At 69.9% G+C, this 12,883-nt stretch carries 14 protein-coding genes; 10 read left to right on the forward strand and 4 right to left on the reverse strand.

What is annotated here, in order from left to right; all coding sequences use genetic code 11:
* Positions 1-280, reverse strand: a 280-nt coding sequence (locus ACOJSN_RS22625; RefSeq protein ID WP_420114743.1) for a hypothetical protein, incomplete at its 3' end; no start/stop codon positions are given.
* 22 nt (positions 281-302) lie between these two features.
* On the reverse strand, positions 303-1,499 hold the full coding sequence (locus ACOJSN_RS22630) for an FAD-dependent oxidoreductase (RefSeq protein ID WP_420114744.1): 1,197 nt from the start codon (positions 1,497-1,499) through the stop codon (positions 303-305).
* Between the two features lie 90 nt (positions 1,500-1,589).
* On the opposite strand from ACOJSN_RS22630, the gene ACOJSN_RS22635 reads away from it, so the two are divergent.
* On the forward strand, positions 1,590-2,243 hold the full coding sequence (locus ACOJSN_RS22635) for a maleylpyruvate isomerase N-terminal domain-containing protein (protein WP_420114745.1): 654 nt from the start codon (positions 1,590-1,592) through the stop codon (positions 2,241-2,243).
* Positions 2,244-2,433: 190 nt separating this feature from the next.
* Positions 2,434-3,264: a hypothetical protein gene (locus ACOJSN_RS22640; protein ID WP_420114746.1), complete on the forward strand. Its 831-nt coding sequence runs from the start codon at positions 2,434-2,436 to the stop codon at positions 3,262-3,264.
* 28 nt (positions 3,265-3,292) lie between these two features.
* Here the strand turns inward: ACOJSN_RS22640 and ACOJSN_RS22645 are convergent, their stop codons facing one another.
* Together ACOJSN_RS22645 and ACOJSN_RS22650 are read right to left on the reverse strand one after the other, a co-directional pair.
* Positions 3,293-4,141 (reverse strand): SRPBCC domain-containing protein, encoded by an 849-nt coding sequence (locus ACOJSN_RS22645; RefSeq protein WP_420114747.1) that lies wholly within the window; start codon positions 4,139-4,141, stop codon positions 3,293-3,295.
* Complete coding sequence (locus ACOJSN_RS22650) at positions 4,138-4,470, reverse strand: ArsR/SmtB family transcription factor (protein ID WP_420114748.1); 333 nt, start codon at positions 4,468-4,470, stop codon at positions 4,138-4,140. The genes ACOJSN_RS22645 and ACOJSN_RS22650 overlap by 4 nt, the downstream gene beginning before the upstream one ends.
* Before the next feature lie 81 nt (positions 4,471-4,551).
* Between ACOJSN_RS22650 and ACOJSN_RS22655 the strand changes: the two genes are divergently transcribed.
* The 8 genes from ACOJSN_RS22655 (at position 4,552) to ACOJSN_RS22690 (ending at position 12,695) form a co-directional block, all read left to right on the forward strand.
* Positions 4,552-5,310 (forward strand): GntR family transcriptional regulator, encoded by a 759-nt coding sequence (locus tag ACOJSN_RS22655; protein ID WP_420114749.1) that lies wholly within the window; start codon positions 4,552-4,554, stop codon positions 5,308-5,310.
* A gap of 230 nt (positions 5,311-5,540) precedes the next feature.
* Entirely contained in the window at positions 5,541-6,266 is a 726-nt protein-coding gene (locus ACOJSN_RS22660) for an isochorismatase family protein (protein WP_420114750.1), read from the forward strand.
* 74 nt (positions 6,267-6,340) lie between these two features.
* Complete coding sequence (locus ACOJSN_RS22665) at positions 6,341-7,036, forward strand: isochorismatase family cysteine hydrolase (RefSeq protein ID WP_420114751.1); 696 nt, start codon at positions 6,341-6,343, stop codon at positions 7,034-7,036.
* Between the two features lie 25 nt (positions 7,037-7,061).
* Complete coding sequence (locus ACOJSN_RS22670; RefSeq protein WP_420114752.1) at positions 7,062-8,690, forward strand: ABC transporter substrate-binding protein; 1,629 nt, start codon at positions 7,062-7,064, stop codon at positions 8,688-8,690.
* Positions 8,691-8,694: 4 nt separating this feature from the next.
* Positions 8,695-9,645 (forward strand): ABC transporter permease, encoded by a 951-nt coding sequence (locus ACOJSN_RS22675; RefSeq protein ID WP_420114753.1) that lies wholly within the window; start codon positions 8,695-8,697, stop codon positions 9,643-9,645.
* Between the two features lie 28 nt (positions 9,646-9,673).
* On the forward strand, positions 9,674-10,666 hold the full coding sequence (locus tag ACOJSN_RS22680) for an ABC transporter permease (RefSeq protein ID WP_420114754.1): 993 nt from the start codon (positions 9,674-9,676) through the stop codon (positions 10,664-10,666).
* Positions 10,645-11,679, forward strand: coding sequence for an ABC transporter ATP-binding protein (locus ACOJSN_RS22685; RefSeq protein WP_420114755.1), 1,035 nt, complete (start codon positions 10,645-10,647; stop codon positions 11,677-11,679). The genes ACOJSN_RS22680 and ACOJSN_RS22685 overlap by 22 nt, the downstream gene beginning before the upstream one ends.
* A complete protein-coding gene (locus tag ACOJSN_RS22690) occupies positions 11,676-12,695 on the forward strand; it encodes an ABC transporter ATP-binding protein (RefSeq protein WP_420114756.1) in 1,020 nt (339 codons plus the stop codon). The genes ACOJSN_RS22685 and ACOJSN_RS22690 overlap by 4 nt, the downstream gene beginning before the upstream one ends.
* Positions 12,696-12,883: the final 188 nt, after the last annotated feature.

The raw sequence follows: 12,883 nt of genomic DNA on the forward strand, positions 1-12,883 counted from the left end.
CTCGGGAGGCCACGCGCAGCACCGGTGGCGCGACGCCCGCGAAACCATTCGGCTCGACGGCGATCACACCGCCCTCGACCGGCGCTATCACCGCCCACGGCAGCGGGCCCTCCGATTCCCACGCAGCCCATTGGATCTGCGGGTCGTCCACAGGCAGCCCGGCGCCCTCGGCACCGAAGGCCGCGAGCACGGTGCCGAGGTCACCGCCCCGAACCACGGTGACCGTGACGCCGTCCCTCAGGTCGCTGTGTGCCATCCATCCCAGCGGGTCGTCGTTCATCGGTGGTGGCTCCTTCCTCGAGCTACTCATCGCCCGGCAGCACCCACCGTTCCACGAGCCCCGTCTGCCCGCCGCTGAGTTGACGGACCATCTGCTCGCGCACCCACGGGATACACCCGATCGGGCTGGCGAGGAGGTCGCGCGGGACGGCGATCGGTGCGAGGTCGCTCTGGAACACCGGCATCATCAGCCGCGTCCACCACGAGTACCAGCGCACGTGCGCCCGCCGATCGGCTGCGTGGCGTGCGAGCGCCGTCGCCAGGTCGGAAGCCTCACCGAGTGCGTGGCACAGACTCGCTGCGTCCGCGAGCGCGAGCGAGGTCCCGGCGCCCAGCTGGGGGCTCATCGCGTGGGCGGCATCGCCGAGCAGCACGGCACCGGCGTTGCCGGAGACCCGGTAGGGAGTCCGCACCACGACGTCGCGGTAGTGCGCCTCGAGCAGCTCGTCGACCTGGTCCAGCAGCGGCTCGTAGCGCCCACGGAGGAACGGCCGCGCCTCTCGCCGCCACACGTCGAGCCCACTCGAACGGACCGCCGCCATGTCGCGACCCTTGATCGACCAGAAGATCGACGCCTGCGCCTCGCCGGTCGGCAGGACGCCCAGGTACCGGGACGTGCCGTCCAGACACTGGTACAGCGCGTCGCCCGCGAGCGAGTCCGGGTCGTCGAGCAGCGCCCACAGCGCACCGTAGGCGTAGGCCTTGTCCCGCACCGTGACACGCAGGCTGTCGCGGACCACGGATCTCGAACCATCCGCGCCGATCACCAGATCGAACGGCCCGACGGCGCAGCCGCGGGTCTCGATCATCACCCCACCTGGGGCGGGGCGCACCCCAGTGACATCGACGCCGGTGGCGACCTGCGCCGTCGTGCCGCCGAGGGTGTCCCAGAGCAAGGAGAACAACACACCGCGGTGGACGCCGATGGCGGGGACCGCCCCGGGGAGGTCGGCGTAGCCGAAGTCCATGACCTGGCGGCCGCGGACCGTGACCGCGCCGACGCGAGCGACCGGGCGCGAGAGGGCGCGTAGCGGCTCGAGCAGGCCGAGGCCGTCGAGAACCTGCTGCCCGAGTTCCTGCAACCAGATCCCGGCGCCGACAGGCCCGGGGTCATCGGCGGACTCGAGCACCGTGACGTCGTGGCCCGCGCGGGCGAGGTGGATCGCGGCGACCGGGCCGGCCGTGCCGCACCCGACGACGGCGATCCGCAGCGGCCCCATGTGTGCAGGGTAGGGCTCAGGGGCGATCTGGTGTCAGCGGGTGGCAGCAGATCACCCCGCAGCGGCATCGGTGCGCCGTACGGTGAGTGGATGACACCGACGTTCGTGGGACGACTCGACCCAGGTGCCCTGCCGAGTGCCGTTGGGGCGATCGGACCGCTCGTGCGCTCGGCCGAGGTTGCCGACGCGTGGGAACGGGAGTCCGCGCTGCCGGGCATGACCGTCGGCGGACTGGTACGGCACCTCGTCAGCCAGCCGGAGTGCGCGGTGGCGTTCCTCGGGATCGCCGTCCCCACCGAGACGACGCCGGTGTCGCTGCTCGAGTACGCCGACCGGCTCGACTGGCTCGATGCCTCGCCGGACGCCCCGGAGAACACCTCGATCAGGGACGACTTCAACGAGATGGGCAGCGCAGGCGCGGCCGATTCGATCGCGGTCCTCGACGCGAACCGTGCGGCCCTCGGTCCGGCGATCGCCGCCGCCGGGCCTACGACGTTCGTGCCCTGGCAGGACTGTGCGCTGGTGACCGAGGACTTCCTGGTGATGCGGATGCTCGAGATCGTGGTGCACGCCGACGACCTCGCTGCGAGCGTCGATGCGCCTGCTCCCGCGTTCGATCCGGGCGTGACCGGCCCGGTGGTGCAGCTGCTCGCCGCCCTCGCGCTGCGTCGCCGTGAGCCGATCGACGTGATCCGCGCTCTCGCGCGGGCCGATCGAGAGCACGGGCCGACCTCGGCGTTCTGAGAACACCGGCAGGCGGTCGGCGTCGCGATCTGCTCTGTGAGAGGGTCGGCTGATCGACGAGACTTCCGCGCGCGAATCGGTCCGCGCAGCGCTGGCTGCGGCCTCGAGCGCACCCCTGCCCGAGGGCGCCGGCGACGATGATCTCGCTGTCGCCGAGGCGCTGCTCGAGCGGCACCTCCCCGCCGCCTCGGTGGACCTGCTGCGCATCGCGGACGGGCTCCAGGTCGGCGAGACCACGATCTACGGCACAGCAGACCTGCCGGAGCAGAACGCTGACAGCACCTTCGCGTGGATGCTGCCCGGGTTCGTGGTGATCGGCAGAACCGGAGCGGATCGAGCCCTCGTCGTCCATGAGGCATCCGACGGCGTGCTCGAGGTGCCCGACAGCCCGTGGGACGGGTCCCGGCTGGAGCTGTCCGCCGACGATCCGCTCGACCTGGTGCTGAGGCACCAGGGGGCTCCGCTCGCCGAGCGGCGTCCGGACTGGGCGTGGCCGGGCGTCGACGGCGTGATTCAGCATGTGTGCGACCGCCGCCTCGAGCGCGGCACCGCGCTACTCACCCGCGACGACCTGCTCTACCGCAGCGGCAGCGACGTGCCCGAGACCATGATCGACCGCCTCACGCTCGTGCCCGTGGACGCCGCGCGCGCCGCCGAGCTGCTGCGCTCTGCTGGTCTCGAGGACGCGATGAACAACCCCCGCCCGCAGCCGGCTGACCTCGGTCCGACATCGCGACAGGCGTACGAGCGAGCATGCGACCAGATCGCTGACCTCATGCGCGAACCCGTGCGAGCACTGGCGCAGTCGGCGACGCCGGCGGTCGCAGCGCCAGGCGGTGATGCCGCGCTGGTTCGCGACGTCCTGGCGACGTGCGTGCTTGCGTCCGCGTTCGAGCAGCTGGCCGCCCAGACACCGGGAGCGGGCGAGTTCCACCGCCCCTGGACCGACCTGCTCACCGTCGCCGAGGCGGGCTATCTCCCCCTCGGTGTCACAGCGGGCGGGGAGCTGCTCCTGCACTGAGGGCGCAGCCCGCGCCGACGCCCCTCCCTCAGCCGATCCCGGCGAGCCGCGCAGCCTCCTCCACCACGTGCCCGATCGCTCCGTTGCCCCACTGGTCGACCGCCGACTCGAGCTCAGCCTCGTCGGCTCCGGCGACCTCGAGCACCAGCCGGGCACCATGCCCTGTGCCCTCGCCGAGACCAAGGCGGACCTCGTCACCCGGCTCGCCCTCCGCCGTCGTGAAGGCGAAGCGGCGTGGCGGCTCGCACTCGGTGACGGTGCCGAGGACCACCTCAGGTGCCGCGAACGGCCGGAACTCCTCGCCCACCGCCGGCGCCGCGGAGCCACCGAAGAACAGGTCCCACGCGACGTCGGCGGAGCAGATGAGCTGCCGCTCGAACCGCGCATGCCAGCCGGAGGAGGTGCGGCTGATCGCCGGCCGGTCGAGCGCGAACCGCTCGACGAGCTCCTCGTGGCGCGCCTCGTGGTGCCCTTCGGACTGCGGAGGATCGCGGTGCTCCAGCACGTCGGTCAGCGCGGCCAGGCACTGCTCCCAGCCGGTGGCGAAGCTGGCGGCGCCGGCGCGGTCGTCGAAGTGGTGGGTCAGCACGAGGTCGGTGGCGTCCCCATCCGCGATCAGCTCGAACTCGAGCAGGTCGTCACCCCACGTGAAGGCCAACCGGGCGGGCGGCTCGGCCACCTCGACGCGCCCCTCGTCGCCAGGCCCGTACCGGACCACACTGCCGGCCTCGGGCCTCAGATCGATCTCGCCGGGAAACCAGACCTGCAGGTTCCGACTCTCGGTCAGCCCTCGCCAGACGCGGTCGATCGGGTGGGGATACCGGCGGCGGATCTGCACGGCCGGCCGTGCGCCGTCGATCATCTCGGACGTGGTCATTGCTCCTCCTGTGCCTTCATCTCATCGAGCTGGTCACCGAGCAGGTCGAGGCGGCCGTCCCACATCCAGCGGTAGGGCTCCAGCCAGGCCGCGACCTCGGTGAACGCCTCCGGCCGCAACCGGTACCAGCGCTTCTGCGCGTCCACGCTCACGGTCACGAAGCCCGCATCCCGCAGCACCCGCAGGTGTTTGGAGATCAGCGGCTGGCTCGCCGACAACGACTCGGCGAGCCCGTTGACCGTGGACGGCCCGGACCGGAGCCGCTCGAGGATGTCCCGGCGGACCTCGTGCGCCAGTGCCTCGAACGTCGCTCCCATGACCCTTAACATTCCATACTCGTTATATAACGTCAAGGGCATGCGCCCGTGGTCGTGACCTGAGCGAAACACCAGCCTTCTACGGTGCAGGCTGTGACCCAACCGCTCATGGCCACGTGGAGACGGGCGCGTGATGCGCGCCGCCTGGCCAATCTGCTGCGGTCGCAGATCGTCCGTCAGTACCGCGCCGGCGAGCGGTTCACACCCGAGGAAGAGCTCGCGCGCGCCCATGGCGTCAGCCGCAACCTCGCGCGCGACGCGCTCGCACTGCTGCAGGACGAGGGCGTGATCGCGCGCCGACAGGGCATGGGCACGTTCGTCACGTCCTCGAAGCAGTTCAGCGGTGGCCGCGGCCCGGCCCGCAGCTTCTCGCTCCGGGAGGGCGCCTACCACGAGGTGGTCGCGCTGGGCCGAGTACCGGCTCCTCCCCAGGTCGCCGATGCCCTGCAGGTCGCTCCCCCGGCGAGCGTCATGCTGCTGGAGCGCCGCACGATCGTGGCCACCGCGCCGGTCGGCATCTGGACCAGCTACCTCCCGCTCGGCATCGCCGACGATCTGCAGCACGACGACCCCCGACTGGCCGGCGACTACTACGACCTCCTCGACGAGCTGCTCGTGAGTGAGGGCGGCGTCGTCGATGTCGAGCTGACGGTCGATGCCACCACGGCCCGCGGCGATGCCGCCGAGCTGCTCGCGGTATCGGAAGGCGCACCGCTGCTACGGATCGAGCGGCGCGTGTACTCCGGTCGAGGCCGGATCGTCGACTACGGGTTCGGGCTGCTGCGCGGAGACCGGGTCTCCATCAGCACCTGGCAGGCACGCGGCCCGTCTGTGCCCGGCGCCCTCGTCTAAGGAGACCGGGTCTCCACGCAGCAGCGGCTGCCCGCATGGCCAGCGCAGGGGCTGCGCAAGGGTGGCGGAAGTCCTCGCCGCGCACGCATCTGCGCAGGTCAGCACGCTGCGGTGATGCACCCTGCCTGAATTAACGGTGCAGAAATCGGGGAAGTCAGTTCAGTTACAGGAAGCCTTCACGGTTGCACTCACAGCGAGTCCCCGACCGACGTGAGAAGTGAAGGCCACCGATGGATGAGATCTGGAACCCCTATCTGACCGACCAGGACGTCGAGCACCTGGCTTCCTCCGGCTGGGCGAAGACCCAGCCGTTCGGATTCGGCAGCAACCCCGCCCTGCTGATCATCGACGACTACTACAGCGTGCTCGGCCTCGAACGCGAACCGCTGATGGAGTCCGTCAAGAAGTGGCCGATGTCATGCGGCCTGCAGGGCTGGGAGGCGATCGACCGCACGGTGCCGCTCCTCGAGGCGGCGCGCGCCTCGGACATCCCCGTCATCCACGCCAAGGGCATGGATGGCTTCCCGTCGCCTTGGGCAGCAGCCGGCCCCTCCTCGCGCAAGCCCACCGACCTTCTCACCGAGGCGGAGAAGGCTCGCGGCGGTGAGATCGTCGCCGAGCTGGCACCGATCGAGGGCGAGGCCGTCATCGAGAAAGCCGCCGCCAGCGCCTTCCACGGCACCCCGCTGAACTTCCACCTCAACTACCTGGGCATCGACACGGTGATCGCGTGCGGTGAGACCACCAGCGGCTGCGTGCGCGCCTCGGTGGTCGACGGCGCGACGTTCCGGTTCCGGATGGGCGTAGTCGCCGAATGCTGCTTCGACCGCACCGAGGCCTCCCACGCGATGAACCTCTTCGACATGCACACCAAGTACGCCGACGTCGTCGACGTCGCCACGACGGTCGCGTACTTCGAGTCGATCGCGTCCCAGCGTTCGCGTACCGCCGCCTGACCACCGCGCGACCCAACCTGACCACACCCACCCCCAGGGCGGCCCTACGCCGTCCATCGCCTGAGGAGAACACGATGACCTGGACCGCCCCGCCCGAGCACGTCGTCCTCGACGTGACGATGCCCCAGCCCCGCTCGTTCGAGCTCGACCCCGCCACCACGCTCGTGCTCGTCGTCGACATGGAGAACTTCTTCGTGCACAACGCCGAGCGCTTCTCGCCCCGCATGACCGACACGATCGAGGGCAACAAGCGCCTGATCGAGAAGGCGCGCGCCGCCGGCTCGCACGTCGTCTACATCCAGTCGGTGCGCAAGCCCGAGGCGCTCGAGGTCACCCGCTTCGGCTGCAGCCCGATTCTCGCGGAAGGGTCCGACGGCGTGGAGATCGCTCCCGAGATCGCTCCCCTCCCCGGTGAGCCGGTCGTGCAGAAGTGGAGTCACGACCCGTGGGCCGGCACGAACCTCGAACAGGTCTTCGCCGACCTCGGCGCCGACCCGAAGACCTGGACCGTGCTCGTGACCGGCGTCTCCGCAGCTGTGTGCGCCCACGCCGCGGCGCTCGGATGCAGCAACCGCCACTACATGACGCTCATCCCGATGGACTGCACGGCAGCCGGCTCGGTCGAGGAGGAGGCCCGTGTCTACGCCCAGTACATGAGCGGGGGCTACGAGTTCAACATGGCCTTCACCCACAGCGAGCTCGTCGAGTTCGTCCCCGGTGCGGTGGCCGCCGAAACCCAGGTCCGCGAGCGCATCGCGGTCCCGGCCTGACCCCCGCGACTCAGAGGAGCCTCACGTGAGACGCCTGTCAACACGCCGCCTCGCCGTCGTGCTCGCCGGTGCCGTGCTGCTGTCGGCCTGTGGCACCGCCGCCCAGCAGGGAACCACCTCGGACGAGTCCGACCCCGCCCCGGCCGACGAGCCACCCGCGGTCACGGAGATGATCGCACCGGAGGACCGGGTGCTGGCCGACGACCAGAATCTCGTGGTCAGGCAGTACTCGGAGCCCGTGGGCTTCGACCCGGCCACGCTGTTCCGGATCGACACCGAGATGATCGCGCTCAACATCTACAACGGCTTGACGTCGTTCGACCCGGTCACCGGTCAGCCCACCCCCGGCCTGGCCGAGAGCTGGGACATCTCCGAGGACGGGCTCGTCTACACGTTCCACCTGGTCGAGAACGCCACCTGGCACTTCGACTACGGGCCGTTCACCGCCGCCGACGTGGTCTACAGCTACGAGCGCATCCTCGACCCGGCCACCGGTTCCCAGTACCGCGCCGAGCTCGGCAGCATCGAGGAGATCGTCGCGTTGGACGACTACACGGTGCAGATCACCCTGAACGCACCGGATGCAAACTTCCTGCTTCAGGTGACCAACAACCACCAGGGTCAGATCGTCAACCAGCAGGCCGTCGAAGACTTCGGCGACGACTATCCACGGAACCCGGTCGGCACCGGTCCGTTCTACCTGGAGTCCTGGACGCCGAACGCCACCCTGGTGCTGAAGCGCCACGAGGACTACTTCCTGGGTGCGGCCGATCTGGAGAGCGTGACGTTCGAGCTGATCACCGATGCAGCGGCCGCCGAGACCGCACTGCTCAACGGTGAGGTGGATGCTGCGGCCGGCATGAACAGCCTCAGCTCCGAGCAGTTCGAGCGCGTCTCATCGACCGAGGGCATCTGGGTCAGCACCGCAGAGGGCTACACCACCAACGCGTGGCTGTTCGGATCGGAGTTCGAGCCGTTCGGCGACCAGCGGGTGCGACAGGCCTTCGTGATGGCGCTCGACAACGCGGCGATCCTCGAGGCCATCGCTCCGCACAGCGCTCAACCGTGGCAGGGCGTCCTGCCACCGTGGATGGCGGAGACCGATGCCACGATCGAGCCGATCTCCTACGATCCTGACCGCGCCAAGGAACTGTTGGCCGAGGCCGGCTATCCGGACGGTTTCACGGTCCGTCTCATCAGCACGGCACCGACCGAGACCGCGATCCTGCAGCAGGACTTCCTGGCGCAGGTCGGCATCACGCTCGAGTTCGACATCGTCGAGGTCCCGGTGTTCAACGAGCGACGCCAGTCGGGCGACTTCGAGCTGTCCTTCCGGGTCTATCCCGCGATCAACCCCGACACCCTGCTGCGTGGCTACCTGCACCCGGAGAACGCTGCGCCGACCGGCATGAACGGGTCCCGATACGACGACCCCGACGTCACCGCGCTGCTGGACGAGGCACGCTCCGAGCTCGACCAGGAGGCCAGGTACGCGCTGTACGCCCAGATCCAGCAGATCGTCGCCGACCAGGTGATGTACCCGGCTTCGGCGGCCACGAATCAGAGCTGGGCGATGTCGGAGGCCGTGCGCAATGTGCAGGTGAACCAGTTGGCCGGCGTGGATCTCTACCCCGTCTACATCTCGGCGGAGTAGGCGGATGCTGCGCTACGCCGGGCGGCGGCTGGCCACCATGATCCCCGCCCTGATGGTGATCATCGTGCTCGTCTTCGCTCTGTTGCGGATGATCCCGGGTGACCCGGCGGTCTTCATCGGTGGCGAGAACATCGGCCCGGACGCGCTGCAAGCGCTGCGGGAGCGGCTCGGGCTGGCCGCTCCGCTCCCGCAGCAGTTCCTGGACTACGTCGGCTCGCTGGCCACGTTCGACCTCGGGAGGTCGCTGCACACGCAGCTCCCAGTCACCTCGATCATCGGCAACGCCATCACCCTGACGGCGAGCATCGCGATCACCTCAACCGTGGTCGGGCTGCTGATCTCCGTCCCGCTCGGTGTGCTCGCCGCCTACGCGAAGAGCAAGGGCCGCAACCGGGGCGACGGCGCACTGATGGCCGTGGTCATGGTGCTGGACAACGTGCCCAGCTTCTGGCTGTCGCTGCTGCTCATGCTCGGCCTGTCCTATGGGCTCGGCCTGTTCCCGATCTCGGGCGCTGTCTCCTGGTCCGATCCCGTGACCATGGCTCAACGACTCGCGCTTCCGATCATCGTGCTCGCGATCGGGCAGGTCGCGGCGCTGACCAGGGTCACCCGATCATCGGTCGTGGAGACACTGGGCCGGGACTACGTGCGGACCGCCCGCGCGATGGGGACACCCGAGCCCACGATCCTGTTCAGGCACGCCTTGCCCAACGCAGCGCTCCCGATCATCACGATGACCGGGCTCAGCTTTGGCCGGCTGCTCGCCGGCACCGTGATCGTGGAAGCGATCTTCTCGATCCCCGGAATCGGCACCCAGCTGATCCAGGCGATCACCGGACGTGACTACCCGGTGGTGCAGGGCCTGATCCTCGTCTACGCCCTGATCTTCCTGACGATCAACGTCGTCACCGACGTCGTCTACACCCGGGTCGATCCCCGGGTCCGACTCGCATGAACTCCGCTGTCCTTCGAGGGAGGTTCCGATGACGCTCAACAGCACAGACGTACGGCTGCTCGAGACGACCACGCCGCCAACCCACGACGAGGTCGCCCCCGCCGAGCCGGCAGCGGCGCAGGAGTCGAGAGCGCCCGTCCACACCCGGGCGCCGGTCCGATCCTTCTTCCGCAACCGCAACAACCTGATCGCCTGCGCCATCATCGTCCCGCTGGTGACGATCGCGCTGCTGTCCCCGTGGTTGCCGCTGGGCAACCTCACGCAGTCCAACCTGACCGCTTCGCTCGCGCCACCGAGTCTCGAGCACCCGTTCGGCACCGACAAGCTCGGCCGCGACATCCTCGCCCGCACGTTCGCCGGGCTCCGGATCTCGATCCTGGTCGGCCTCTGTGCCGCCACGATCTCGCTGCTCGGCGGCATGTTCATCGGCACCATGGCGGCGACGCTCGGCCGCCGCGTCGACACCGCGGTGTCGAGCCTGGTCGACGTCCTGATGGCGTTCCCGGCCGTGCTGATGGCGATCGCCATCGTCGCGGTGTTCGGGCCCGGCCCGCTGCAGCTGATCATCGCGCTGGGGATCGCGTCGATGCCGGCGGCGATCCGGCTGCAGCGCTCGCTGGCGCTGACGATCGTCTCGAGCACCTACATGGACGCCGCTCGGATGGCGAACGCCTCCGCGTGGTGGAACGTGCGGCGGCACGTGCTGCCGAACAGCGTCGCCCCGATGATGGTGGTCGCCTCGATCTACGCCGCCGAGGCGATCCTTGCCGAGGCCGCGCTGTCCTTCCTCGGACTGGGTGTGGTTCCGCCGACACCCTCGCTCGGCAACATCATCGCCGACGGTCAGAACTATCTCCGGGAGGCCTGGTGGATCTCCACCATCCCCGGCCTGACGATCGTGCTGCTGTCCCTCAGCCTGCACTTCTTCTCCGACGGCGTCCGGGAGCAGCTCGACCCCGCACTCCGATCGACCGTGATGCGCGTACGAAAGGACCGTCGATGGACCTCCCGCAGGAAGTGAGTGCCGACGCTGCCGAGACTGCCGTGGACGTGCGTGGACTGAGCGTGGAGTTCCCGACGGCGCAGGGACCGGCTCGCGCGGTCACCGACGTCGATCTCCGCGTCGCGCGGGGGGAGCGCCTCGCGATCGTGGGCGAGAGCGGGTCGGGCAAGAGCGTGCTGTCGCTGTCGCTCATAGGGATCGTGAACGGGTCCGGCCGGATCGCGCAGGGCGAGGTCTGGCTCGATGGCCGTGACCTGCTGGCGCTGCGCCCGGACGAGTTGCGTCGCGCGCGGGGGAAGGACATCGCGATGGTGTTCCAGGACCCGGGCACCTCGCTCAACCCCGTGCTCTCGATCGAGGCACAGATCGTGGCCCCGCTCCGCCGCCACCTGGGCCTGACCCGTGCCGAGGCACGCGAGCGCGCGCTGGCGCTGCTGGCCGAGACCGGGTTGCCCGACCCGGCGCGCACCCTGGCCGCATTCCCGCACCAGCTCTCCGGCGGCATGCGGCAGCGCGTCATGATCGCGATGGCCGTCGCGTGCGAGCCGACCGTTCTGCTGGCCGATGAGCCGACGACGGCACTCGACGTGACGATCCAGGCACAGATCGTCGATCTCCTGAGTCGGCTCAGCTCCGAGCGTGGTTCTGCGGTTGTGTTCGTCACCCACGACATGGGGCTGGTGGCGCGGTTCGCCGACCGGATCGCCGTCATGTACGCCGGCCGCATCGTGGAGTCCGGTCCCGTGCTCGATGTCTTCGCCGATCCGCAGCACCCGTACACGCGCGGGCTGCTCGCCTCGATCCCCGCGGTCGACGGTCCGCTGCCCGACCGGTTGACACAGATCGACGGCTCACCACCGGCGCTCACCGACCTGCCCGCGGGCTGCGCCTTCGTGGATCGATGCCCCTCGGCATTGCCGCGGTGCGCCGATCGGCAGCCGCTGCTGACCGAGCGGCGTCCGGGCCAGGTCGCCGCCTGCTGGGCGACCGAACCTGCCGATGCGCCCACCCGAGAGGCGGTCCTGGCATGAGTGCCACCGAGATCGACATCGAGCTCGACCCGAAGCCGGTGCACGAACGGCCGCTGCTGGAGGTGATGGGCCTGACGAAGCACTTCACGGTCGGCCGCGGCCGCAGCCGGGCGGTGGTGCGCGCCGTCGATGGCCTCGACCTGACGATCCGGCGCGGCGACACCGTGGGGATCGTCGGCGAGTCCGGGTGCGGCAAGACCACGACCGGGCGGGTGCTCGCCGGTCTGGAGTCCCCCACCGGTGGCGAGATCGTGGTCGACGGCCGACAGCGTGTCGACGAGTCCACCCGGGCGAGCCGCCGCGACCTCCGCGCGCTCCGCCGTCGGATCCAGATGATCTTCCAGGACCCGCTCGCCTCGCTGGACCCCCGTATCCCCGTCGGTGAGTCGATCGTGGAGGCGCTCGCCACGCAGAAAATCGGCACGCAGAGCGAGCGGCGCGCCCGCGCCGTCGCGCTGCTGCAGCGCGTGGGCCTGAGCGCCGCGATGGCCGACCGCTACCCCGCGGAGTTCTCCGGTGGCCAGCGGCAGCGCATCGGGATCGCCCGCGCGCTCGCCGTCGGTCCTGACCTGGTGATCGCCGACGAACCCACCAGTGCGCTCGATGTGTCGGTGCGCGCGCAGGTGGTCAACCTGATGCGCGACCTGCGCGACGACCTCGGCGTCGCGTTCCTGTTCATCTCGCACGACATGGCCACGGTGCGGTACCTGTGCGACGAGGTCGTGGTGATGTACCTGGGTCGCGTGATGGAACGCGCACCCCGGGAAGCGCTGTTCGCCGAGCCGAAACACCCGTACACGCAAGCTCTGCTCGCGGCGGTACCGGTGCCGGACCCTGTCCGCGAGGCCCAGCGCGAGCGGGTGGTGCTCACCGGCGACCTTCCCAGCCCGGTCGCGCCACCACCTGGCTGTCGCGTCAGCACTCGTTGCCCGCTCGCCACCGATTTGTGCCGCACGGAGGAACCGGAGCTGAAGGCGCTCCCGGGCGGGCGGACCGCCGCCTGCCACTTCGTCTGAAACAGGCCGGCAACCGAGGAGACCGCCCGGCGCCGTCCGGGCCGTCGCGACAAGCACAGCTGCCTGCCAGCTCAGTGAGGAGGAGCATGCCCAGAACACGCACCGTTCGTGCGGACCTGGTGATCGTCGCCGGTCTGGTGGCCGCCACCCAGATGTCCTGGGGCGTCGTCATCCCGGTGATGCCGGTG

Origin of the sequence: Pseudactinotalea sp. (genome assembly GCF_048594945.1) — a bacterium.
Lineage (GTDB): Bacteria > Actinomycetota > Actinomycetes > Actinomycetales > Beutenbergiaceae > Pseudactinotalea.

Excerpts from the sequence above, each read along its gene's own strand:
- ACOJSN_RS22630 (WP_420114744.1), bottom strand. The coding sequence starts at position 1,499 with ATGGGGCCGCTGCGGATCGCCGTCGTCGGGTGCGGCACGGCCGGCCCG.
- ACOJSN_RS22635 (WP_420114745.1), top strand. The coding sequence starts at position 1,590 with ATGACACCGACGTTCGTGGGACGACTCGACCCAGGTGCCCTGCCGAGT.
- ACOJSN_RS22645 (WP_420114747.1), bottom strand. The coding sequence starts at position 4,141 with ATGACCACGTCCGAGATGATCGACGGCGCACGGCCGGCCGTGCAGATC.
- ACOJSN_RS22650 (WP_420114748.1), bottom strand. The coding sequence starts at position 4,470 with ATGTTAAGGGTCATGGGAGCGACGTTCGAGGCACTGGCGCACGAGGTC.
- ACOJSN_RS22660 (WP_420114750.1), top strand. The coding sequence starts at position 5,541 with ATGGATGAGATCTGGAACCCCTATCTGACCGACCAGGACGTCGAGCAC.
- ACOJSN_RS22665 (WP_420114751.1), top strand. The coding sequence starts at position 6,341 with ATGACCTGGACCGCCCCGCCCGAGCACGTCGTCCTCGACGTGACGATG.
- ACOJSN_RS22675 (WP_420114753.1), top strand. The coding sequence starts at position 8,695 with ATGCTGCGCTACGCCGGGCGGCGGCTGGCCACCATGATCCCCGCCCTG.
- ACOJSN_RS22680 (WP_420114754.1), top strand. The coding sequence starts at position 9,674 with ATGACGCTCAACAGCACAGACGTACGGCTGCTCGAGACGACCACGCCG.
- ACOJSN_RS22685 (WP_420114755.1), top strand. The coding sequence starts at position 10,645 with ATGGACCTCCCGCAGGAAGTGAGTGCCGACGCTGCCGAGACTGCCGTG.
- ACOJSN_RS22690 (WP_420114756.1), top strand. The coding sequence starts at position 11,676 with ATGAGTGCCACCGAGATCGACATCGAGCTCGACCCGAAGCCGGTGCAC.